The following is a 21,276-nucleotide window of genomic DNA, read 5'->3' on the forward strand; positions in this document are numbered from 1 at the left end:
TTTGGGGCCCCTTTCCCGGACCACGCGATGGAAACCGGGGACCCGGGTAGGTGACCCGTATGCGTACGGCGCTCCAGCGTGATCTCGAAGCGCGGGTGGACGGCGAGGTCCGGTTCGACGCCGGGTCGCGCGCGGCCTACGCCCACGACGCCTCCAACTACCGGCAGGCCCCGATCGGCGTGGTGGTGCCGCGGCACGTGGACGCGGCGGTCGAGGCGGTGGCCGTGTGCCGCGAGCACGATGCCTCGGTGCTCTCCCGGGGCGGCGGGACCAGCCTGGCCGGCCAGTGCTGCAACACCGGCATCGTGATCGACTGGTCCAAGTACTGCCGCCGGCTGCTGTCGGTCGACCCGCGGCGGCGGCGGGCGGTCGTCGAACCCGGCGCCTGCCTCGACGATCTGAATCGGGAACTCTCGGTTCACGAGCTGATGGTGGGCCCCAGGCCGTCCACCCACGACACGTGCACGATCGGCGGGATGGTCGGCAACAACTCCTGCGGTGCCTCCGCCCAGGCGTACGGGAAGATGGCCGACTCGGTGGTCGGGCTGGAGGTGCTGACCTACGAGGGCGTTCGTATGTGGGTGGGGCCGACCAGCGCGGGGGAGTACGAACGTATCCTCGCCGAGGGAGGGCGCCGCGCCGAGATCTACCGTGCCGTGCGCGGGCTCGTCGACGAGAATCTGGCGCTGATCCGCACCCGGTACCCCGACATCCCCCGGCGGGTGTCCGGGTACAACCTGGACGCGCTCCTGCCCGAGAACGGCTTCGACCTCGCCCGCGCGCTCGTCGGCAGCGAGTCGACGCTCGTGACGGCCCTGCGGGCCCACATCTCGCTGGTGCCCGTGCCGAAGTACCAGTCACTCGTAGTGCTCGGTTTCGCCGACGTGACGGCCGCGGGCGACGCCGTCCCGGCCGTGGCACGGCACGATCCGCTGGCCCTGGAAGGGATCGACGACACGCTCATCGACCTGGCCCGCGTCGAGCACGTCGCCGGGCATGGCGTGCTGGAGGAACTGCCGAAGGGGTCCGGCTGGCTGATGGTGCGCTTCGGCGGCGACACCCGCGAGGAGGCCGACGAACGCGCCGAACGCCTCCTCCAGGACATGCACCGCTCCGAACACGACACGCGTGTCTCCTACCTCGACGACCCGGCCGAGGAGGAGCGGCTGTGGAAGGTCCGGGAGGCGGGGCTGGGCGCGACCGCGTACCCGCCCGGCGGCCGCGACACCCATGAGGGCTGGGAGGACGCCGCGGTGCCGCCAGCACGGCTCGGCGACTATCTGCGTGACTTCCGAGCCCTGCTGGAGGAGTTCGGCTACGGGTCGGCGTCGCTGTACGGCCATTTCGGGCAGGGCTGCGTCCACACGCGGATCCCGTTCGACCTGGAGGACCCCGGGGGCGCCGCGGTCTACCGCCGGTTCGTCGAGCGGGCCGCCCGCCTGGTGGCGTCCTACGGCGGGTCGCTGTCGGGCGAGCACGGGGACGGCCAGTCCCGGGGCGAGCTGCTCCCGATCATGTTCGGCGAGGAGATCGTACGGTTGTTCGGACGCTACAAGGGGATCTTCGATCCGCGCGACCGGATGAACCCCGGCAAGGTCGCCTCGCCCCTGGAGGCGGCCGATCCGTCCAGGACGCCCGGCGTGTACCGGCTGGGCGAGAACCTCGACCACCTCGGCTACCACCCCGCCGAGCCGCGGACCCGCTTCTCCTACCCCCGCGACCACGACCGGTTCACCCACGCGGCGGCGCGCTGCGTCGGCATCGGCAAGTGCCGCGCCTCATCGGGCGGCGTGATGTGCCCCAGCTACCGCGTCACCCGCGAGGAGAAGCACACCACGCGGGGGCGTGCCCGGCTCCTGATGGAGATGATGCGCGGCATGCCGGGCGGCGGCGAGGACGCCGTCGTCACCGGCGGGTGGCGCTCCAAGGACGTCCACGAGGCCCTCGACCTGTGCCTGGCCTGCAAGGGCTGCCGCGGCGACTGCCCGGTCGGGGTGGACATGGCGACCTACAAGGCGGAGTTCCTGTCCCACCACTACCGGCGGCGGATCCGCCCGCCCTCGCACTACTCGATGGGCTGGCTCCCGCTCTGGGCGCGTGTCGCGGCGCTGGCGCCCGGCGCCGTCAACGCGCTCACGCACGCGCCGCTGCTGGACCGGGCGGTCAAGCGCGCCGGCGGGGTCGACAGGCGCCGGGAGCTGCCACGTTTCGCCCGGCGGCGGCTGACCGACCGGTTCTCCGGGTCCCGGGTCGACGGGCCGCCGGTCGTGCTGTGGCCGGACACCTTCACCAACAACTTCCATCCCGGGATCGGCGAGGCCGCCGTCCGCGTTCTGGAGGCGGCCGGGTTCCGGGTGGAGATGCCGCCCGTTCCGCTGTGCTGCGGGCTCACCTGGATCTCCACTGGGCAACTGGCCACCGCCGAGCGCGTGCTGCGCCGCACCGTCCGCGCGCTCGCGCCCCGGCTCCGCGCCGGGGTCCCGGTGATCGGGCTCGAGCCGAGCTGCACGGCGGTGTTCCGCGCCGACGCCCCCGAGCTGCTGGCGGGCGATCCGGACGTCGAACGCCTCGCCGGGCAGACCCGTTCGCTGGCGGAGTTCCTCCTCGACCGGGCGCCGCAGGCGATCACCGCACCACCGCCGGGCACGGGCCGCACCGCCCTCGCCCAGCCGCACTGCCACCAGCACGCCATCTGGGGCTTCGACGCCGACACCGAGGTGCTGAGACGCGCGGGCGTCCAGGCCGATGTGCTGGACGCGGGCTGCTGCGGCCTGGCGGGCAACTTCGGCTTCGAACGCGGCCACTACGAGGTCTCCGTCGGCGCGGCCGAGTTGGGGCTGTGGCCGGCGGTGCGGGCGGCGGACCCGGACACGACCGTGCTGGCCGACGGGTTCTCCTGCCGCACCCAGATCGCGGCCGGTACCGGCGCGCGGGCCCGGCACCTCGCCGAACTCCTCGCGGAGCTGCTGTGATCACGCTCGCCGCCGCCGCGTACACGATCCCCACCGACGCCCCCGAGGCCGACGGTACCCTGGAATGGACCTCGACCACGCTCGTCCTGATCGAGGCGAGCGCGGAGGCGACGACCGGCATCGGCTGGACCTACGGGCCGGCCGCCATCACCGAGACGGTGGCCTCCCTGCTCCAGCCGGCGGTCCGCGGCACCGGCGTCCTGGACCCGCCCGCGGCGCACGAGCGGATGTGTCGCGCCGTCCGCAACGCCGGGCGTCCCGGGATGTGCGCCATGGCGATCTCTGCCGTCGACTGCGCACTGTGGGATCTGAAGGCGCGCCGGCTCGGTCTGCCACTGCACCGCCTCCTGGGGGCCGTCCGCGACGAGGTGCCCGTGTACGGCTCAGGCGGGTTCACGACGTACGACGCGACGCGACTGCGCGAACAGCTCGCCCGCTGGACCGGCGACCAGGGCATCCCCCGCGTGAAGATCAAGATCGGCGAGGCCTGGGGGACGCGGGAGGACCGGGACCTGGAGCGCCTCCACCTGGCGCGCGGCGTCATCGGCGCCGGCGCCGAGCTGTACGCCGACGCCAACGGCGCCTACAACGCCAAGCAGGCCGTGCGCATCGCCGCGGAGGCCCCCGGGCTGCGATGGCTGGAGGAGCCGGTGTCCTCCGACGACACCGGCGGCCTGCGCACCGTGCGCGACGCGGTGTCCTGCGAGGTGGCGGCCGGTGAGTACGGCTACGACCTGCCGTACTTCGCCCGGCTGGTCGGCGCGGTCGACTGCCTCCAGGCCGATGTGACCCGGGTCGGCGGGATCACCGAGTTCCTGCGCGTCGCCGCCCTCGCCCGCGCCCACGGCAGGGAGCTGTCCGCACACTGCGCCCCGCACCTGCACGCGGCCGCCATGGCGGCCATCCCCAACGCCCGCCACATCGAGTGGTTCCACGACCATGTCCGCATCGAGTCGATGCTCTTCGACGGCGCTCTCGACCCGTCCGGCGGGACCGTGCGCCCGCGCGACGACGCCCCGGGGCTCGGGCTGGAGTTCCGCCGGGCCGACGCGCAGGAGTACCGGGTCGCATGAACGGCGACCGGTATCCGCCGCAGGTCCTGCGCGAGTACGCGTTCCTCGCCGACGGCGAGCGCGGCGTCCTCGCCGGGCCGCGCGGGGAGTTCCCCTGGATGTGCGCGCCGCGCTGGGACAGCGACGCGGTGTTCGCCTCCCTGATCGGCGGCGCCGGGATCTACGCCGTCACGCCGCGGGGGCGATTCGTGTGGGGCGGTTTCTACGAGCCGGGCTCGCTGATCTGGCGGAACCGGTGGGTGACGACCGGTGCGATCATCGAGTGCCGCGAGGCGCTGGCGTTCCCGGGCGACGCCGGCCGCGCGGTGCTGCTCCGGCGAATCCTCGCCCAGAAGGGCGACGCGCGAGTCCACGTCGTCTGCGACCCGCGCCCCGGCTTCGGCGCGCACCGCCCGAGGTTCCGCGGAACCGGTCGCCCAGACGGCGGCGAGGACCGTCCTGACCGGGCCGGTACGTGGGAGGCCGAGGCCGGCGGGCTGTGGTTCCGCTGGACCGGCGCGGGTGCCGCCAAGGCCGGAGACGGCATTGAACTGGACCTGACCGTCCCCGCGGGGGGACATCATGACCTGGTCCTGGAGATCGCCGACCGGCCGCTCCGGGAAGCCCCTCCCGATGCCGACCATGCCTGGCGCGCCACCGAGCGGGCGTGGAGCCGGGTCGTGCCGCGCCTGCACACGATCGCGGACCGGGACGCGCGGCACGCCTACGCCGTCATGCGCGGCCTGACCGGCAACGGCGGCGGGATGGTGGCCGCGGCCACCATGAGCCTGCCCGAACGCAGCGAGGCCGGCCGCAATTACGACTACCGCTACGTGTGGATCCGTGACCAGTGCTACGCGGGCCTGGCGGCGGCCGCCGCGGGAGCGGACCCCCTCCTGGACGACGCGGTGCGGTTCGTGACGGCGCGGCTGCACGAGGACGGGCCGCACCTGGCGCCCGCGTACACCCTCACCGGCAGGCCCGTGCCCGATCAGCGCCGCCTGGGCCTCCCCGGCTACCCCGGAGGCTACGACCAGGTCGGCAACCACGTGTCCCGGCAGTTCCAACTGGACTGCTTCGGCGACGCCCTCCTGCTGCTGGACACCGCGGCCCGGCGCGACCGGCTCGATGCCGACGGCCGCGGCGCGGCCCGGACGGCGGCGGCGGCCGTCCAGGCGCGCTGGCGGGAGCCGGACGCCGGCATCTGGGAACTGGAGAACCGGCAATGGACGCACAGCCGCCTGAACTGCGTGGCCGGACTGCGCGCCCATGGAAAGACCGCGTTGGCCGACGCCATCGCGGCCGACACGATGGCCCGTGCGACGCACCGCACGGGCCGTTGGCAGCGTGCGCCCGGCGACCCGCGCCTGGACGGCGCGCTGCTGCTGCCCGCCATCCGCGGCGCCGTTCCCGCCGACGCCCCGCACACCCGACGCACGCTGCGGGCCTACCTCGCCGAACTCACCGACGACGGGTACGCCTACCGATTCCGGCACGGCGACCGGCCGCTCGGCGAAGCCGAAGGGGCGTTCCTGCTCTGCGGCTTCCTCACCGCGCTCGCCGCACATCAACAGGGCGACGTCTCCACCGCGCTGCGCTGGTTCGAGCGCAACCGCGCCGCGTGCGGGCCGGCGGGACTGCTGGCCGAGGAGTACGACGTGGCGCAACGGCAGATGCGCGGCAACCTCCCCCAGGCCTTCGTGCACGCACTCCTGTTGGAATGCGCCGCCCGCCTCGACGGGCGGCCAGGGGGCGGGCCCGGCGCGACCGGGCACGCCCAGGACATCGATCAAGGTAGATAGGGAGGAAACAGTGCGCAATCAGGTCGTCGTCGTGACGGGTGCCAGCGCGGGGGTCGGGCGGGCCACCGCCCGCGCCTTCGCCGCGCGCGGGGCCCGCGTCGCGCTGCTCGCCCGCGGCCGCGCCGGGCTGGAGGCCGCGGCCGCCGACGTGGAGAAACTGGGCGGCACCGCCCTGCCACTGACCGTGGACGTCGCCGACCCGTCCCAGGTGGAGTCGGCGGCCGAACGCGTCGAACGCGAACTCGGCCCCATCGATGCCTGGGTGAACAACGCGTTCACCGGCGTCTTCGCGCCCTTCGACCAGGTCACGCCCGAGGAGTACCGCCGGGCCACCGAGGTCACCTACCTGGGCACGGTCAACGGCACCCGCGCCGCGCTCGCCCGGATGAAACCGCGTGACACCGGAGTCATCGTCCAGGTCGGCTCCGCCCTGGCCTACCGCGGCATCCCGCTGCAATCGGCGTACTGCGGCGCCAAGCACGCCATCGAGGGCTTCACCGAATCCCTGCGCACCGAACTCCTGCACGACGGAAGCAAGGTCAAGGTGACCATGGTGCAACTGCCCGCGCTCAACACCCCGCAGTTCGACTGGGTGCGCTCGCGCCTGCCACGACGCGCGCAACCGGTGCCGCCCATCTACCAGCCCGAGGTCGCCGCCCGCGCCATCGTCCACGCCGCCGACCACCCGCGCCGCCGCGAACGCTGGGTCGGCGGCTCCACCGTCGCCACACTGCTCGCCGAAAAGATCATTCCCGGCCTCCTCGACCGCTACCTCGGCCGCGCCGGATACCGCTCCCAGGAGACCAGCGAACCAGAGGCACCGCACAAGCCCGGCAACCTCTGGGAACCACGCGACACCGACCGCGACCACGGCGCGCACGGCCGCTTCGACGACCGGGCCAAACCGCGCAGCCTGCTGCTGGCCGCACAGACCTGGCGCCCGCGCCATCGCCGAGGTCGGCCCCGAAGCCCGTCTCCTGCCTCGGAGCCGATCAACCCGCGGCGTTGGATCAAAACGACGTTTCTGAAGCCACTCCGCTGACGGGGCAGGCGACTGCCTGTCGGGACGTGCGACCGCAGCGCGCCGCCCGGTGCCCGTCTGCGGTCGGCCACTACCGGGTGAACACCCTGCTCGGCATCTCACCCCACGGTCACCTAGACCGCCCGTCCACCAGCGGCGGTGCCCAGTTGGCCGAGCGATCCTGGCTGGATCCAGCGTCGCGATCCCGCCGACCGCACGCCCTTGGAGGGCCTGGACGTCGGTCGGCACGTCATCGTGCCGACCGACGCCGGGCATCCCCGAGCGCGCCGAGCCCTACTGCATCGTCAGCGAGAAGCCGATCAACCAGGTGCTGACCCAGCACAGCGAGGACCGGCACTTGCATGAGGTCTACATGGACCTGCTCGATTCCGAGGGCTCGGAGATCTACCTCAAGCCCGCGGCCGCCGCGGCGAACGTGCCCTGGGGGACCGGTGGCGGTCCTCAACCCTGACAAGAGCGCACCACTCACGCTCGCCGCCGACGGCGCGGTGATCGTCCTGGCCGAAAGCTGACCGTGGCCGGGCGGAACGATGCCCGCGAGCGGCCCGACCGGCCCTTCGATCGGCCTGTGCCGACCTAGGCGTGCGCGGCGATCGCGGGCAGCATGTCCTTCAGGGTGCGCCCCTCGCAGGGCTCACCGATGGCGCTCATCTTCCAGGCCGAGTCGTGCCGGTAGAGCCTGGACATGACCATGGCGGTGTGGGTGCCGCCGCCCGTGAGGGTGAACCGGGCCATCTCGGCATTGGTGGTCTCGTCGACCAGACGGCAGAAGGCGTTCTCGACCTCGTTGAAGGTCTGGCCGCTGAACGAGCTGACCGTGAACACCAGCGAGGTCACGTGCGCGGGCACCGCGCTCAGATCCACGATCACCGACTCGTCGTCGCCGTCGCCCTCTCCGGTGAGGTTGTCCCCGGTGTGCCGCACCGAGCCGTCCTCGCTGGTCAGCTTGCCGAAATAGATCACGTCCGCGATGCCGTCGCCGGCGAACAGCACGCAGGAGGCGTCCAGATCGATCTCCTGGTCGCGCTTGCCGAACAGGCCCTTCTTCTTGATCGCGTCCCAGCCCAGGCCCATCCGTACACGACTGAGGCCGCTCCCGGACTTGTCCAGCGAGATCTTCTGGCCTTTCACCAACGACACCGACACGGTCGCTACCCCTCACCTTCGGCGAGCCGGCCTTGGCGCCGGACACGCTAGATCTTTCGCCCGGCGGGATCCGTCCGGCCCGGAGGCCTTCGCTTCCACCGTGACCGCCCTGCTACTACACTTGTAGCAGAAAGGTTCCGGTGATGTAAGGCCGCCGTGCGGGTGAGGTCCACATGGTGCTCGCGGACGTCGCGGCGGCCTGCGCACGTCATCGCCGGGCGGTGGGACGGTTGACATTCCAGGTGGAGGGTGGGCGGTTGCCCGCCGGTTGTGCCTCGGTGTCGTTGCCGGATCGCCGGTCGGCCGTCGAACTGAGCGTGATCGGTCGGTTCGACCTTCTCTCATCACGGTGCCCGTCGGCTGTCATGCACGTTTCGGGGGCGGGCGTAAGCGGGTTATGGTTAGGTTCCACCCCATTGCGGCATGGTTTGGTAGTGAAGAGTTCATCTGCGGTTCGCAGGCCGCTCGGACAACTGGAAGCCGAGGTGCTGGCGGTGCTCGCCGGTGCCGAGGGGGAGTTGTCGCCGGCCGACGTGCAGGCTCGAGTGTCCGGCGAACCTGCCTACACCACCGTCAGCACGGTACTGGCCCGCTTGCACGGCAAGCGAATGGTGTCCCGGACGCGGCGGGGGCGGTGTTTCGTCTACCAGGCGGTGGTCGACGAGCCGGGACTGGTCGCCGATCGGATGTGCGGCCACCTGCGCTACGCCAGCGATCCCTGGGACGCACTGAACCATTTCGTTCGATCCCTGAGTCCCGAGGAGGAACGCCTCCTGCGTTGTGTGCTCAGCGAAGACGAGCTCACCTGACTCTCGTCATCGGGGCGGGCGGTGCCGCCGCATGACGCCGCGCCCTGCACAGGTACGACGGTCGGCTCCTGAGGACCGCCGCCCCTACCCGCACCTCATTCGGGCTTGCCGCCCCCCGTCTCCTTGGCCCATCAGAGTCCGTGACTTCTGTCGGGTCGGCAGGCCGGGGACGGGCTCAGCTTCGGCGGTCGGCCGCTTCCGCGCGACCTCCGTGAGCTCGAAAGCTGCCGCAGCGAACCCGCCGCCTGCGAACACCGCTTCAGTAACACCGGCACTGCGACCAGCGCGAAGTCCATCCTTCATCTGACACCCCGGCCCGCGAGATTGAAACACCCCCTTGATCTGTGCCCTTTGCTCACGCCGTCACCGTCCCTGATGATGCGCTCCGAGTGACGCCGTCGCGTGATTAGGCTTGTGTTCGGTGTGGCCGTTGTGAGGCCGGCTGCGGCGGACGCGATCGGGAACTATGGAGGTGCAGTCGGGTGACGCGACGGCAACTGGGACAACTGGAGGCCGAGGTACTGGCCGCGCTCGCCGCGGCCGTCGACCCCGTCAGCGCCGCCGAGTTGCGGGAGCAGATTCCGGGCGAGCCCGCCTACACCACCATCAACACCATCTTGTTCCGATTGCACGCCAAGCGCCTGGTCACCCGTGAGCGTCAGGGGCGCCACTACCTGTACAGGCTGGCCGTGGACCAGTCCCGGCTGGTGGCCGACCGCATGCGAGACCATCTCCGCCATGCCAGCGACCTGTCCAGTGTGCTGAGCCGGTTCGTGCAGAACCTGACCGCAGAGGAAGAAGAGGCCCTGCGCGCCGTCCTGGACAAACCCCAGCCCCGATCTGGAGAGACCGCGTGATCTGGCTGACCTTCCTGCCCGCGGTCATGGCGCTCGTGGTCGCCGTGGCCCTGGGGGTGGTGCCGCTGCCGTTGCACCCGGCCTGGTCGGCCCGGCTGCTGCTGACCGCCGCGGTCAGCGCGATGGCCGCCACCATCGGGACCCTGGTCTTCATCTCCATCAACTACGCCGCGACGCTGTTCCCGCATGCGGCCGAGCGGCTGCCCGAATGGGCGCTGTTCGGGGACGATCAGCCCGTGCACGCGGTTCTCGGTGTTCCGGTCATCGTCCTGACGTGCCTGAGCGCCCTGACCGTGGCCAAACTGTCGGCCCGCTGGGCGGCCGAGGTCCGCCACGCCCAGCAAACCTCGCAAGGGGTGGTGGAGTCCGATGTCCCGCTGGCGGTCGCCGTGCCCGGGCGCGATGGCGGGGTTCTGGTGTCGCGCGGCCTGCTACGCAGGCTGGACCGGTCACAGTTGCGGGTGGTGTTCGAGCACGAGGCGTCCCACCTGCGCCACCGCCACTACCGGTACCTGGCGCTCGGCGCGCTGGCCGCGGGCACCCTCCCGCCGCTGCGGCGCCTGAACGCACGGCTGCGTTTCTCCCTGGAGCGGTGGGCCGACGAGGACGCCGCCGAAGCCGTCGGCGACCGGAAGCTCGTGGCCCGCACCATCGCCCAGGTCGCCCTGGCCCGCTCCTCGGCCGACTCCGCCACGCCGCCCCTTCCCACGTTCGCCGATTCGGGCGTCGTCCAGCGTGTGCAAGCGCTGCTGACCGCTGCGCCCGACAAGAACTCCGTCGCCGGGCCGGTCATCCTCATGGGCGCGGGCCTCGGCGCCGGCCTGCTGGCCTCGGCCGCCTGGCAACTCGACCACGCCCTCGGACTGCCCATCCTGTGAAAGGCCTCCCTGCGCATCCGCGAGTGATCCCGGAGGCCACTGGCGATTACGCCGCTGATCGCCCTCGAACCAGGCGGATACGCGGGAGACGCACAGGTTGATGACGCCTTCGGCCGGGCCGGTCACCTCGTCGCGACGCACGGGTGGATCGGCGAGATCGGGAACGGCGCGCGTCCCGAACAAAGTCCTGCTCGCACGGCGTCCGTTGCCGATATGGCCTCGCATCCGAGCCGCCGTGAAGGGACCGCGTCAGGTGGCCTGCGGCGTACAGCATTCGGGCTGACGATGAGGTGGGCTGATAGAAGGCACACGGCGCTGAATCTCACCGCGCGATCAGGATGGTGATCGCGTCTGCGACCCTGAGGGTCTACCCTCAAACTACTACACATGTAATAATTTGCCTGGGAGTGCCGGTGGGGCTCACCCTGCACAAGGGGCGCAGCGTGGAATTGTACGGCGGTGCCGCCCCCGGGGCGTTGCTGATCGAAATGGGTGGGCTGGTCGCGGCACCCGGTCGCGATGCCCCGTTCGAGGGGGCGGCGCTGGTGGTCGGAGACGGTGACGATCCGCCGGTCGGATGGCACCCGATGAGCCCCATGTACGCCGGGACCCCCGGCGGCGCCGTCGGCCTCCCTGTGGGGCTGCGGTTCCACGTCGGCTTGGACGCGCTGTCGGCGGCCACTGCCGAAATGTACTTCGTGGGGTGGTTCGACGAAGCCTCTCGGCGTGGCTGCTCCTTCGGTGATGTCCGCCGCGCCTTCATCCGAGTCCTGGACGCGATCACGGATGACGAAATGGTGCGTTATGACCTTTGCGAAGACTTCTCTACCCAGATCGCCCTGGTTTTCGCTCAGGTGTACCGGCGGGCAGGGCATTGGCGCTTTCGCGCTCTGGGGCAGGGATATACCAGTGGTCTGGTCGGCATCGCCCGCGCCCACGGCTTGGACGGTCTCCCGAACGCAGTCGACCAGGCCGTGTGGCAGGCGCCCTTGAGGCTGGTTAACGCTATCGATCGCCTGCTTTCCCCCGGCGCTCTCGTTACCGGAGCTTCCCATCGCAGGCACCAAGGACTCCAGCGGTGCGGTCGGCAGCAAGGGCACCATGCATGGGTTTTAGGCGGTGCGCTGCCACGCCCGGCCTGCGTGACACGACCTTGAGCACTGACTGGAGGGCCCGGCTTCGTGCTCAACGCCTCCGCTCCGTACCTGGAAGGGCGTGTCCCCGGTGGAGACCGTTGACGGGGGATCCAGCCGGATCGGAGCCGGCCGCGGCGTAGCGAGTGGGCCAGAGTTCGCTGGCGTGGCGGGGGAGAGCGCCGGCCTTGTCGTCTGCGGTCGCGGGGAGGACACGGTCGGAGACCAACGTTTCTGCTACAACTGTAGTAGAAAATGTGCGCGTCGGCTCATCATGGTGCCGCCGGTGCCGCCGCGCTCTGACAACAGAACATGAGAAGAGAACCTCCATGGTGTTCAAGCAGTTGCTGGGTGCCTTCGGTGTGGGCGGGCCCTCCATCGAGACCGTGCCGGCGGTCTCGATGTGCCGCCCAGGCGAGTACCTGTCCGGGGAAGTGCGCCTTCAGGGCGGAGAGCACGACGTCCACGTGCACGGGCTCGATCTGAGCCTCGCCACCGTGGTGGAGTACGAGCACGAGGATCATGAGGGGGAGGGCGTCCGCGAGTTCCACCGCGGCGCGATCACGGACGCCTTCCTGCTGGGGGCCGGGCAGTACCAGGCGATTCCCTTTCAGATGCCCTTGCCGTGGGAGCTGCCTCTCACCGACCTCTACGGTCAGCATCTGCACGGGTGTGGTGTCGGGGTTCGCACGGAGCTCCGGGTCGCGGGGGCTGCCGACACGGGTGACCTTGATTCGCTCTCGGTGTACCCGCTGCCCTCCCAGCAGCGGGTCTTGGACGCTTTCGGGGCTCTGGGGTTCGCGTTCAAGAGCGCCGACGTCGAGCAGGGGCACATTGCCGGCGTCCACCAGCAACTCCCCTTCTACCAGGAGATTGAGTTCCTCGCCCCGCCGCACTACGCGGGGCGGATCGAGGAGGTGGAGCTCACCTTCGTCGCGAGCCCGCACGAGCTCGCGGTGATCCTGGAGGCCGACCGGTCGGAAACCGTGTTCTCCGAGGGGGACGACGTGTTCGGGCGGTTCCATGTAGCACACGGGGAGGCCCTGCACCTGGCATGGGAGCACGAGCTGGAACGCTGGCTGCAGGCTGTGACGAGCCGGCACCATGGGGGCCACGATGTCCACCACCACGACCAGCACGGTCATGGGGATCACGGTCATGGACCGGGCTGGGGCGGGGTCGCCGCCGGTGCCGTGGGCGGCGTGGCGGCCGGGTTCGTGGCCGGGGCGGTCGTCAACGAACTGGTGGACGACGATGACGATGAGGACGGCGACGAGGATGCGGCGGCGGAAGCCGACGCCGCGGCCGCGAACGCCTACCAGGCCGCCGTCTACGAGCAGGCGGTGGAGGAAGCGGTCGAGGACGCTTACGAGGACGCTTACGAGCAGGCCTACGAGGAAGCCACCGAGAGCTTCGAGGAGGAGTGAACTCGTTCTGAGTGGCATGTGCCGCGGCGGCGGGCGACGTGAGTTGTCGATCCGGATGTGGATAGGCGTGCGGTCGGCGCAGCGGTGAGGATGGCCGCTGCCGTCACTTCACCGGCGCGACGTCGTGGACGTCCGGACGCCCGCCCGCTCGTGCGCGTAGGAATCGATGCCTCCTCCTGGAGAGTCCCGATCCTCCAGGAGGAGGCGTGCCTCCGTCGTCGCTGCCCGCGCATGCGCGTGAGGGCTGAACAGGCGCTGAGCAGGGGATCGTGCGTGTTTTCGCATCCACGTCGCACTTGGACGGCGGGCCGAACGTGGGTGTGCGGCTGGGATCAGGCGTCGACGCCGAAGTCCTTGACCACTCCCGACAGACCTGAGGCGTACCCCTGGCCGATGGCGCGGAACTTCCACTCGGCGCCGTTGCGGTAGAGCTCGCCGAAGACCATGGCGGTCTCGGTGGAAGCGTCCTCGGTGAGGTCGTAGCGGGCCAGTTCGGTGCCGTCGGCCTGGTTGACGACGCGGATGAAGGCGTTGCGCACCTGGCCGAAGTTCTGCCCGCGTGCGTCGGCCTCATGGATCGATACCGGGAAGGTGATGCGTGCGACCTCGGCCGGAACCGCCGTCAGGTTCACCTTGATCTGCTCGTCGTCCCCTTCTCCTTCCCCGGTGAGGTTGTCGCCGGTGTGCTCCACGGAACCGTCCGGGCTGCGCAGGTTGTTGAAGAACACGAAGTGCTGGTTGGAGGGCACCTTGCCCGACTCGTCCAGCAGCAGTGCGCTGGCGTCCAGGTCGAAGTCGGCGCCGGTCGTGCTGCGCACGTCCCAGCCGAGTCCCACAGTGATCGCCGAGAGTCCCGGCGCCTCCTTGGTCAGGGAGACGTTGCCGCCCTTGGACAGGCTGACGCCCATGCTGTGTTTCCTTCCGTATCGGCTGTTCGGTGGCTCACCGGCCGTGCCGGCCGGGCCGCCCGATGTGCTACTACACTTGTAGCAGATCAGTTAGGCTCCAGGAAGCCGGACACGTCACGGGAGGAGAGTCCGATGGCTCTGTGGAAGAAACTGCGCGAGTCCACGCAGCAGATGCAGTCGCAGCTTCTCAGTAAGAAGAACGAACTGAAGAGCGGAGCGTTCCGAGATGCCAGCATGGCGATGTGCGCCTTGGTCGCGGCAGCCGACGGCAGTGTCGATCCCTCCGAGAGGCAGCGGACCGCGTCCCTCATCGCCGGCAACGAGGTGCTGCAGAACTTCCCGGCCGATGACCTGCAGCACCGCTTCAACGATTACGTGTCCAAGCTCACCGCCGACTTCGCCTTCGGCAAGGTCTCGGTCCTCCAGGACATCGGCAGGGTGAAGAAGAACCCGTCCGAGGCCAGGGCCGTCATCCAGATCGGCATCATCATCGGTGGCGCCGACGGCGACTTCGACGACACCGAGAAGGCCGTCGTCCGTGAGGCGTGCTTCGTCGTGGGCCTGCAACCGGCGGAATTCGACCTGTGAGACCGGTGAACCGCGCTCGGCCGATGCGTCACCGTCGTCACGTCCTGGAACGCTGATCAGTCCGCGCCCGGCGTTGACTCAACGCCCCCGGCCGCGGTGGGGATTCACCTGAGTGCGAGCACGGCCAGCAGGGTGGAGGTGATCGCGTGGTCGAGATGCAGGGTGGCGGCGGTCAGCGAACTGGTGAGGAAGCCGTTGCCGGCGAACAGCAGCGGACCGCTGACGGTGTTCTTGGCGGGCGGGCGTCCCAGCAGTGCCTCCACACGCTGGACGACACCGGACTGGGCGAAGGCGGTCGTCGGCTCGGAGACATCCCCCGGTGACTGGGCCAAGGCGACCTTGGCGATCGTGCGGGCGACGAGGGCGCGGTCGCCGATGGCCTCCGCTGCGTCCTCGTCGGCCCACCGCTCCACCACCAGGCGCAGTCTCCCGTCAAGCGGCCTCAGGGGAGGGAGGAGCGTCGCGGCCATGACGCCGGCCGCCAGATAACGATGATGATGATGTCGCAGGTGGGAGCGTTCGTGCTCGAAGACGACCTGGAGCTCCTTGGGGGTCAGGGCGTTCAGGAGCCCTCGTGACAGCAGCACGCCCCCGCGGCGTCCGGGTACTGCGACGGCTATCGGGACCGCCGTCTCCAGCGGCTTCTGCGCCTCCGACTGGGCGGTGCGAAGGTCGGTCACCAGCCGGACCACCCGATGGGTCATGACCAGGACGCCGGCGACGGTCAGCAGGGTCGCGGGTATCCCCGCCATGGCCGGGACGGGGGTGTCGTCCCCGAACAACGCCCACTCGGGCATGTGGGCGGCGGCGCCGGGAGCGAGTGTCGCGCCGTAGTTGACCGTGAGGAAGACGCCGGTGCCGAGCACCGCCATGACGGTCATCGCGCCGGTGGTGGCCAGCAGCCGCGCCGACCAGGTGGGGTGCAGCGGTAACGGCACCCTGCCGAGGGTCATGCTCAGCGCCGCCATGAGGACGACGGGAAGGAAGGTGAACCAGTTCACTCCGCATCTCCTGATCGGTTGAGGATCTCGCGCAGCTTGCGCGCCTCGTCGTTGCTGAGCGCCTGGACGAACCGGCTCAGCGCGGTGCCCGGATCGCTGGCGTGCCGCAGATGGTCGTGCATCCTGTCGGCCACGAGCTCGGACTCGTCGACGGCGAGCCGGTACCGGTAGTGGCGTCCCACGCGGGCGCGGGTGACCAGCCCCTTCTCGTGAAGCCGGAACAGGATCGTGTTGACCGTGGTGTACGCGGAATGCCCCTCCAGCCGGGCCTGCAGTTCCGCCGTTCCGGCCGTGCCGCCCAGCGCCGCCAGCGCCGCGAGCACCTCCGACTCCAGTTGTCCAAGCGCTCTCCGCCTCAAGAGTCTCAACCCCTACGCTACTACTAATGTAATAATAACCTCGCTTGGAGACTATGCCCTACGTCCGAGGTGGTGACCACATGCGACCGCACCTGATCATCGGTTCCCGATGACGTGGCGGAGACCTCGTCCGGTCACCGGCCGGGGACGGGTGCGTCCACATGCGCTGATGAGGGGGGCCGCCCTGACGTGGGCGGCGATGCTGGCGGGTGGATGCGGGCTCACTGACTCCGCGCTGTTCGGAAGTGTGGAGACCGCGGAACTCACCGTGACCAGTCCGGCGTTCGCGGACACCCAGGCCCTGCCCGCGCGGTACGCGTGCGCTGCGTACGGCGGGTCCGGCCAGACCCCGCCGCTGCGGTGGTCAGGCGCCCCGCCGGGCACGACCACCGCGTTCGCGATCGTGGCCGACGTCCTGGACACCTCGACCGGCGGGTACGTGAGCTGGGTCGTCGCCAACATCGATGGGAACACCAGCCAAGTCATCGAGGGCGCCAGGCCCGCCAAGGCCGTGGAGTCACTGAACACCAGTGACGGGACCGACTATGTCGCGCCGTGCCCGCCCAGAGGTGAGCGGCACCGCTATCGCTTCACGGTCTACGCGCTCAGTGAGCGGGTCGCCTTGGCACATGGGGCTCCGCTTCGGGAGGGGCTGGCCGCCATCGCCGAGAAAACGGTGGGCCGCGGCCGCATCATCGGGACATTCGAGCCACCTGGATGGCGGTAGAGACCGGTACACAAAAGACCGGGTCACAGGCCTGCAGACCCCGAACACAGCGGCACGTGAGCCTCGATCACGACCTTCCGACCGCTTGGCCGACGTTCAACCTGGCATGAAAGCCCGGCCCCGAACGCGTCAAAGAGGACCTGCTCGCGGCGAGTTCGCCGTCGGCCGCCGCGCCCAAGGTCAAGCGCCTCCGACATCAGTGACTGACGCCCAACCCTGATGATCTATCAAACGGCCGCACAGCGGGCACATGGCGCCTGCCGCCGGATGTTCGACCAGACGCGCAATAACCAGACACCTCGCCGATGCCTCGATCTGGGAAACGATCACACCCGCTGCGGGAAGCGACTCAAAGTCGGCCACATCACCCTGGGTCAGGGCCACTCGTGAACACCTCCGGCAGGTACCTGATAGATCTCGCGCCGCGGCGATCGCGTTCCTCCACTGGACTCCTGGATCGTCGGCCACCTGTACTCGCGGCCTGAGACGACGTCGGAACGCTAGCCGACATCGCCGTTTTGACGGCCACCGTGGTCGGCTTGTTGTGGCGGCCTCCCACGGTGCGGGGTGTTGCTCGCGGTCTGCCTCGCCACACTGCGCCTGCAGGTGGCCTTTCGGCGTCCGGGGCCGCCGGTGCCCCCCAGGATTGGGCCTACCCGAGCGGGCACGTGACGTGCAACACCTTCGTGATCAGCGTGGGCCTGGCCGCCAAGTGGCGTGTCACGGTACTCGCCGGCGGTACGACGATGCTGGTCGTTGTATCGGCCAGCCGAACGACCCTGGGCGAGTACTACCTGGTGGACGTGGTCCCCCGAGTCGAAGGTCGTGCACGTGGACAACGACCCGCTGGTGCTGGTGCACGCCCGCGCGCTGCTGGTGAACACCAGTTCCGGGGGCGTGACCAGATCAGCGCCGACGCCCGCTCCAGGTCGCGGCGGGCGGCGGAGATGTCGAACCAGTGCGCGGTGTTCGTGCTCCGCCGCTTCGCCTCGCCCTGGAACCGAACAGGAGGAGCATCATGGCCAGTCACCTCGCAATGCCGCCGCGCTGCTGGCGATGATCGGCGCTGGTCTCCCGGCCGCCGGAGTCCTGGGCCTTCCGCCGGACCCCCGTACACAGCCGAGACGGACGTCGTGACCCACCCGTCCACCTGCGGGTTGCCGAGTCGGGGCGAAGCGGCGTTGCGTGGCTCTTGTGGCCGGTGGCATTGAGCACGAAGTAGCGCAGGGCGGTGATCCTGTACTCGTCGGGTAAGGACAGTGTGGAAGGAGGGGACTTGCCCCGTTTGCACTCGTTCATCCGCGGTCTGCGGCTTGACCGGGGCGCACGGTTGTACGGCCGAGCCGGTTTTCACCTTCGGTGCCACCGCGTCCTTCTCTCGGAGGTTGGTTTTCCGTTACTGCCGGAAGAGCGACAGAGCCGCTGTTCTCACGCTCCTTCCAGTGGGAGTGGACCACGGCGCCGACAACGACGACCAGCCCGGCCGATGCAATGACCGCCCCGACCGTGGGCGGCCCGACAAAACCAAGGTGAGGCAGCGACATGCCGCCCAGGTGGGAGCCGACCGCGGCTCCGAGATTGACCGCCGAGCCGCCGGCTGCGGCGGCGAGCAGCGGCGCCTCGACGGCCTGGTCGACGAGCCTGGTCAGGAACGGTGCGACGACCGCGAAGGCGGCGGCACCGACCAGGGCCAATGCCGATGCCGCGAGCAGGGGGTGGGATGCGCCGGCGGCGAGGGTGGTGAGGCCGGCCGCGAGGACGGCGAGGGCCACCCCGAGCGCACGTAGCGGGGCGTGCTCGCCGACCCACCCGCCGAGCGCGTTGCCGACGAGAAGCCCGAGCCCGAAGAGGGCGAGCAGGGGCGCGACGGCGGACTCGGTGAAGCCGCTGACCGAGGTGAGCAGCGGCGTGACGTAGGTCAGCATGGCGAACAGACCGCCGAAGGCGGCCATGCCGATCGTCAGCGTGAACCAGACCTGCGCTCGGCCGAAAGCGCCGAGCTCAGTGCGCAGGGTGGGCGGGGTCGCCGGTGGTGGGCTGACCGGCAGGGTGGCCCGGCTCAGGACGAGGGCCGCTGCGGCGAGCCCGGCAACCGCCCAGAACGTGACCCGCCAGCCGAGTTGTTGCCCCAGCAGTGTGCCCAGGGGGGTGCCGGCCACATTGGCCGCCGTTCCTCCGGCGAACACGAGCGCGATCGCGCGGGATCGATGTCGCGGGGCGACCAGTTCCGCGGCGACCACCGTTGCGATCGGCAGGAACGCTCCCTGCCCGAGGGCACTGAGGACGCGGCTCGCCACCAGCGCGGGGAAGCTCGGAGCGAGTGCCGCGCACACGTTGCCGATGACGAACACCGTCGCGGCGGACATGAGCAGTCGGCGCCGCGGCAGTCGCGTGCCGATCGCCACGAAGACGGGGCCGCCCACGACGATCGCCAGCGCGTACGCCGAGATCAGCATGCCCGTTGCCGAGAGTGAGGTGCCGAGGCCGGCCGCGACGTCGGGCAGGAGACCTGTGATGACGAACTCGGCGGTGCCCATGACGAACGCGCTTACCGCGAGGCAGAGAACAGGGGGCGAGAACACATCGGCGTGTTGGGGCTTAGTTCGCATGATGTTCCCTAAAAGGGTTGGTGGTCTCGGGGACCGGGTGCGGCTGATGGCGGTTTGCCGTCGGCGGTTTGCAAGGAATGGCCGCCCGATCTTCCAGAACGCTTCGACCGCTGCGGGCAGCGCTGATCAGGGACTTGGCGGCGGAGTGCTCCGTAGACCACGACGATGCAGAATGGAGCAGGACACTCGCACGAGGCAAGGACACGGGTCTGGGCCGGTATCACCACCGGACGGTCGTCCTGGTGTCTTCGCACAAGGTCGTCAATGACGAGGCCGCGATTCTGGAGCTGATCGGCACCGCCGTCGAACTGCCCGACCAGGCGGTGTGGGCGGCGGACATCGCTGGCACGGCCGCCACGCTGCTGGTTGCCCAAGGCCGGGCGTGGCCTTGATTCCGGCCCGCAAGGCGAACCGGAGGGCCAACTGCGGTGAGGGGTAGACATCGCCGACACCGCCCAGATGCGCCTTGATTTGACCCGCTGGCCCCGCCCGCCGAACCGGTCACCAGCTGCGGCTGGTGGCCGGTCACCGCGCCGATCTGATCGCCGACCAAGTCCGGCTGGTTGCAGGGCATCAGCCTGCGCTTCGACCACTAGGTCGCCAAGGGCGGATCATCATGCCGACCGCGTACCAGACTCCGTCCGGGGTGCGCCGTGTCGGCGTCGAGTGCCTGACGGCGCCTGGCTGAAGCGCCGCACGAAGCGCGGCGCCCGGATCGCGGCCATGGCCGTCGTCCAAGCCCAGCACACCGGTCTGCCGGGGCAGAGGCGGGCTTGCGGCGTTGGAGCGCGAGTCGGCGCCCCGTCCGCTGGACCTGGACGCGCGGCTCAAGGACATCGACGGGCATACCTGTGAGGGCTTCCACGCCAACCCGCGCGTCGAGATCATCGGTTCCCTGCCCGGCATGGGGCCGATCCTGGGGACCGAGTCCATCGCGATCGTGGGTGACCTGTCGAGGTAGCCCGACGCAGGCGTCTGGCCGCCCACGCAGAACCTGGCCTCGGCTCCACGCGAATCGGTTCGGCGTCACGGCAGTCTGCACCGTCCGAAGAACTACGACCGGCGATAGCGGCGCCTCTTCCTCAAAGCGGCCAAGACCGCCTGGATGCGTCCCGGCGCAGCCCGCAACGACTACCTACTCAAACGCTCTGAAGAGCGCGTACACGACCAGGTGGTCATGCCGCTCGCGCGCCGCCGCGTCGATGTGGTGCGGGCGATGCCGCGTGACAGAGGAACGTTCACCTCCGCCCCACCGGTGACGCGACCGGCTTGACTCGGTCATTGAGACTCCTTTGGCCTAGGCGACGCGCAGCGGCGCCAGTGCGGCGGCGACGCGGGCGAGCCGACCACCCTGGAAGTGCGCGGCGCGCAGCTGATCCTTGGTCGGCTCGCCGTCGCCGGAGACGTTACTGATCCCGTAGGGATTGCCGCCGGCCGCGTGAATGATGTCGTAGTCCACATAGCCGGTGGGAAGAATGACCGAGCCCCAGTGATAGGCCACGTTGTAGAGCGCGAGGAGCGTCGACTCCTGCCCGCCGTGGCGCTCCCCGGTACTGGTGAACGCGGTGAACGGCTTGCCGGCGAGATGGCCGGCCTCCCAGATCCCACCCGTGGTGTCCAGGTAGCTCTTCAATTGGGCGGCAACGTTACCGAACCGGGTAGGGGTGCCGACGGCGTATCCGTCGGCCCACACCAGGTCATCCAGTGTGGCCAGTGGCAGGTGGGCGGTGGCGTCCAAATGTGCTCGCCAGTCGGGGTTGCGCTCGACGGCATGCGCCGGCGCGGTCTCCGCCACGCGCAGCAGCCGGACATCGGCGCCTGTCTCGGCGGCTCCTTCGGCGAACGACCGCGCGATGCCATGCACGTTTCCGGTCGCGGAATAGTAGACGACGGCAATCCGAGCAACCATGATTCAGACTCCTTCCGAGCCCATGACGATCCGACGCGACCATCGTCACCGGGCGCG

The 21,276-nt window shown here is 70.1% G+C and carries 19 protein-coding genes and 1 pseudogene; 14 read left to right on the forward strand and 6 right to left on the reverse strand.

The window, feature by feature from the left end:
- Positions 1-59 precede the first annotated feature (59 nt).
- The 4 genes from ACZ466_RS40590 to ACZ466_RS40605 are packed head-to-tail and all read left to right on the forward strand — an operon-like array spanning position 60 to position 6,868.
- Positions 60-2,972 (forward strand): FAD-binding and (Fe-S)-binding domain-containing protein, encoded by a 2,913-nt coding sequence (locus tag ACZ466_RS40590; RefSeq protein WP_378287494.1) that lies wholly within the window; start codon positions 60-62, stop codon positions 2,970-2,972.
- Positions 2,969-4,045: an enolase C-terminal domain-like protein gene (locus tag ACZ466_RS40595; protein WP_378287493.1), complete on the forward strand. Its 1,077-nt coding sequence runs from the start codon at positions 2,969-2,971 to the stop codon at positions 4,043-4,045. The genes ACZ466_RS40590 and ACZ466_RS40595 overlap by 4 nt, the downstream gene beginning before the upstream one ends.
- Positions 4,042-5,826, forward strand: coding sequence for a glycoside hydrolase family 15 protein (locus tag ACZ466_RS40600; protein WP_378287492.1), 1,785 nt, complete (start codon positions 4,042-4,044; stop codon positions 5,824-5,826). Before ACZ466_RS40595 ends, ACZ466_RS40600 begins: the two co-directional genes overlap by 4 nt.
- A gap of 10 nt (positions 5,827-5,836) precedes the next feature.
- The gene (locus ACZ466_RS40605; protein WP_464041873.1) at positions 5,837-6,868 is read left to right on the forward strand and encodes an SDR family oxidoreductase; all 1,032 of its coding nucleotides are present in this window, start codon (positions 5,837-5,839) and stop codon (positions 6,866-6,868) included.
- A 576-nt stretch (positions 6,869-7,444) separates the two neighbouring features.
- Here ACZ466_RS40605 and ACZ466_RS40610 read toward each other — a convergent pair.
- Complete coding sequence (locus ACZ466_RS40610; RefSeq protein ID WP_378292481.1) at positions 7,445-8,014, reverse strand: TerD family protein; 570 nt, start codon at positions 8,012-8,014, stop codon at positions 7,445-7,447.
- Between the two features lie 173 nt (positions 8,015-8,187).
- On the opposite strand from ACZ466_RS40610, the gene ACZ466_RS40615 reads away from it, so the two are divergent.
- The 5 genes from ACZ466_RS40615 (at position 8,188) to ACZ466_RS40635 (ending at position 13,118) form a co-directional block, all read left to right on the forward strand.
- Entirely contained in the window at positions 8,188-8,823 is a 636-nt protein-coding gene (locus tag ACZ466_RS40615) for a BlaI/MecI/CopY family transcriptional regulator (protein WP_378292479.1), read from the forward strand.
- 482 nt (positions 8,824-9,305) lie between these two features.
- A complete protein-coding gene (locus tag ACZ466_RS40620) occupies positions 9,306-9,680 on the forward strand; it encodes a BlaI/MecI/CopY family transcriptional regulator (RefSeq protein WP_378292477.1) in 375 nt (124 codons plus the stop codon).
- Positions 9,677-10,558: a M56 family metallopeptidase gene (locus tag ACZ466_RS40625; RefSeq protein WP_378292475.1), complete on the forward strand. Its 882-nt coding sequence runs from the start codon at positions 9,677-9,679 to the stop codon at positions 10,556-10,558. Before ACZ466_RS40620 ends, ACZ466_RS40625 begins: the two co-directional genes overlap by 4 nt.
- A gap of 413 nt (positions 10,559-10,971) precedes the next feature.
- Positions 10,972-11,715: a TerD family protein gene (locus tag ACZ466_RS40630; RefSeq protein WP_378292473.1), complete on the forward strand. Its 744-nt coding sequence runs from the start codon at positions 10,972-10,974 to the stop codon at positions 11,713-11,715.
- A 305-nt stretch (positions 11,716-12,020) separates the two neighbouring features.
- On the forward strand, positions 12,021-13,118 hold the full coding sequence (locus ACZ466_RS40635; protein WP_378292471.1) for a sporulation protein: 1,098 nt from the start codon (positions 12,021-12,023) through the stop codon (positions 13,116-13,118).
- A 332-nt stretch (positions 13,119-13,450) separates the two neighbouring features.
- Here ACZ466_RS40635 and ACZ466_RS40640 read toward each other — a convergent pair whose 3' ends face one another.
- Complete coding sequence (locus tag ACZ466_RS40640) at positions 13,451-14,026, reverse strand: TerD family protein (RefSeq protein ID WP_378292469.1); 576 nt, start codon at positions 14,024-14,026, stop codon at positions 13,451-13,453.
- Between the two features lie 132 nt (positions 14,027-14,158).
- Here ACZ466_RS40640 and ACZ466_RS40645 point away from each other — a divergent pair, with 132 nt between their 5' ends.
- Entirely contained in the window at positions 14,159-14,614 is a 456-nt protein-coding gene (locus tag ACZ466_RS40645) for a tellurite resistance TerB family protein (RefSeq protein ID WP_378292466.1), read from the forward strand.
- Between the two features lie 104 nt (positions 14,615-14,718).
- On the opposite strand, the gene ACZ466_RS40650 is transcribed toward ACZ466_RS40645, so the two are convergent.
- Positions 14,719-15,615, reverse strand: coding sequence for a M48 family metalloprotease (locus tag ACZ466_RS40650; protein ID WP_378292464.1), 897 nt, complete (start codon positions 15,613-15,615; stop codon positions 14,719-14,721).
- On the reverse strand, positions 15,612-15,938 hold the full coding sequence (locus tag ACZ466_RS40655) for a BlaI/MecI/CopY family transcriptional regulator (RefSeq protein ID WP_378292462.1): 327 nt from the start codon (positions 15,936-15,938) through the stop codon (positions 15,612-15,614). The genes ACZ466_RS40650 and ACZ466_RS40655 overlap by 4 nt, the downstream gene beginning before the upstream one ends.
- Before the next feature lie 205 nt (positions 15,939-16,143).
- Between ACZ466_RS40655 and ACZ466_RS40660 the strand changes: the two genes are divergently transcribed.
- Positions 16,144-16,701, forward strand: a complete 558-nt coding sequence (locus tag ACZ466_RS40660) for a YbhB/YbcL family Raf kinase inhibitor-like protein (protein ID WP_378292460.1) — start codon at positions 16,144-16,146, stop codon at positions 16,699-16,701.
- Between the two features lie 807 nt (positions 16,702-17,508).
- Positions 17,509-17,595 (forward strand): annotated as a pseudogene (locus tag ACZ466_RS40665) (SAM-dependent methyltransferase); the annotation flags it as partial.
- 401 nt (positions 17,596-17,996) lie between these two features.
- Here the strand turns inward: ACZ466_RS40665 and ACZ466_RS40670 are convergent.
- A complete protein-coding gene (locus ACZ466_RS40670) occupies positions 17,997-19,310 on the reverse strand; it encodes an MFS transporter (protein ID WP_378292458.1) in 1,314 nt (437 codons plus the stop codon).
- Positions 19,311-19,552: 242 nt separating this feature from the next.
- Here ACZ466_RS40670 and ACZ466_RS40675 point away from each other — a divergent pair, with 242 nt between their 5' ends.
- Positions 19,553-19,702 carry a hypothetical protein gene (locus ACZ466_RS40675; protein WP_378292456.1) on the forward strand — a complete coding sequence of 50 codons (150 nt, stop codon included), beginning with the start codon at positions 19,553-19,555 and terminating at the stop codon, positions 19,700-19,702.
- A gap of 389 nt (positions 19,703-20,091) precedes the next feature.
- A complete protein-coding gene (locus tag ACZ466_RS40680; RefSeq protein ID WP_378292453.1) occupies positions 20,092-20,271 on the forward strand; it encodes a hypothetical protein in 180 nt (59 codons plus the stop codon).
- Positions 20,272-20,607: 336 nt separating this feature from the next.
- Here the strand turns inward: ACZ466_RS40680 and wrbA are convergent, their stop codons facing one another.
- Positions 20,608-21,219 carry an NAD(P)H:quinone oxidoreductase gene (gene wrbA, locus ACZ466_RS40685; protein ID WP_378292451.1) on the reverse strand — a complete coding sequence of 204 codons (612 nt, stop codon included), beginning with the start codon at positions 21,217-21,219 and terminating at the stop codon, positions 20,608-20,610.
- Between the last annotated feature and the right edge of the window lie 57 nt (positions 21,220-21,276).

This window comes from Actinomadura rugatobispora (assembly GCF_055379765.1).

Coding starts and splice junctions, on each gene's coding strand:
- ACZ466_RS40590 (WP_378287494.1), top strand. CDS start 60: ATGCGTACGGCGCTCCAGCGTGATCTCGAAGCGCGGGTGGACGGCGAG.
- ACZ466_RS40600 (WP_378287492.1), top strand. CDS start 4,042: ATGAACGGCGACCGGTATCCGCCGCAGGTCCTGCGCGAGTACGCGTTC.
- ACZ466_RS40615 (WP_378292479.1), top strand. CDS start 8,188: ATGGTGCTCGCGGACGTCGCGGCGGCCTGCGCACGTCATCGCCGGGCG.
- ACZ466_RS40635 (WP_378292471.1), top strand. CDS start 12,021: ATGGTGTTCAAGCAGTTGCTGGGTGCCTTCGGTGTGGGCGGGCCCTCC.
- ACZ466_RS40640 (WP_378292469.1), bottom strand. CDS start 14,026: ATGGGCGTCAGCCTGTCCAAGGGCGGCAACGTCTCCCTGACCAAGGAG.
- ACZ466_RS40645 (WP_378292466.1), top strand. CDS start 14,159: ATGGCTCTGTGGAAGAAACTGCGCGAGTCCACGCAGCAGATGCAGTCG.
- ACZ466_RS40660 (WP_378292460.1), top strand. CDS start 16,144: ATGAGGGGGGCCGCCCTGACGTGGGCGGCGATGCTGGCGGGTGGATGC.
- ACZ466_RS40670 (WP_378292458.1), bottom strand. CDS start 19,310: ATGCGAACTAAGCCCCAACACGCCGATGTGTTCTCGCCCCCTGTTCTC.
- wrbA (WP_378292451.1), bottom strand. CDS start 21,219: ATGGTTGCTCGGATTGCCGTCGTCTACTATTCCGCGACCGGAAACGTG.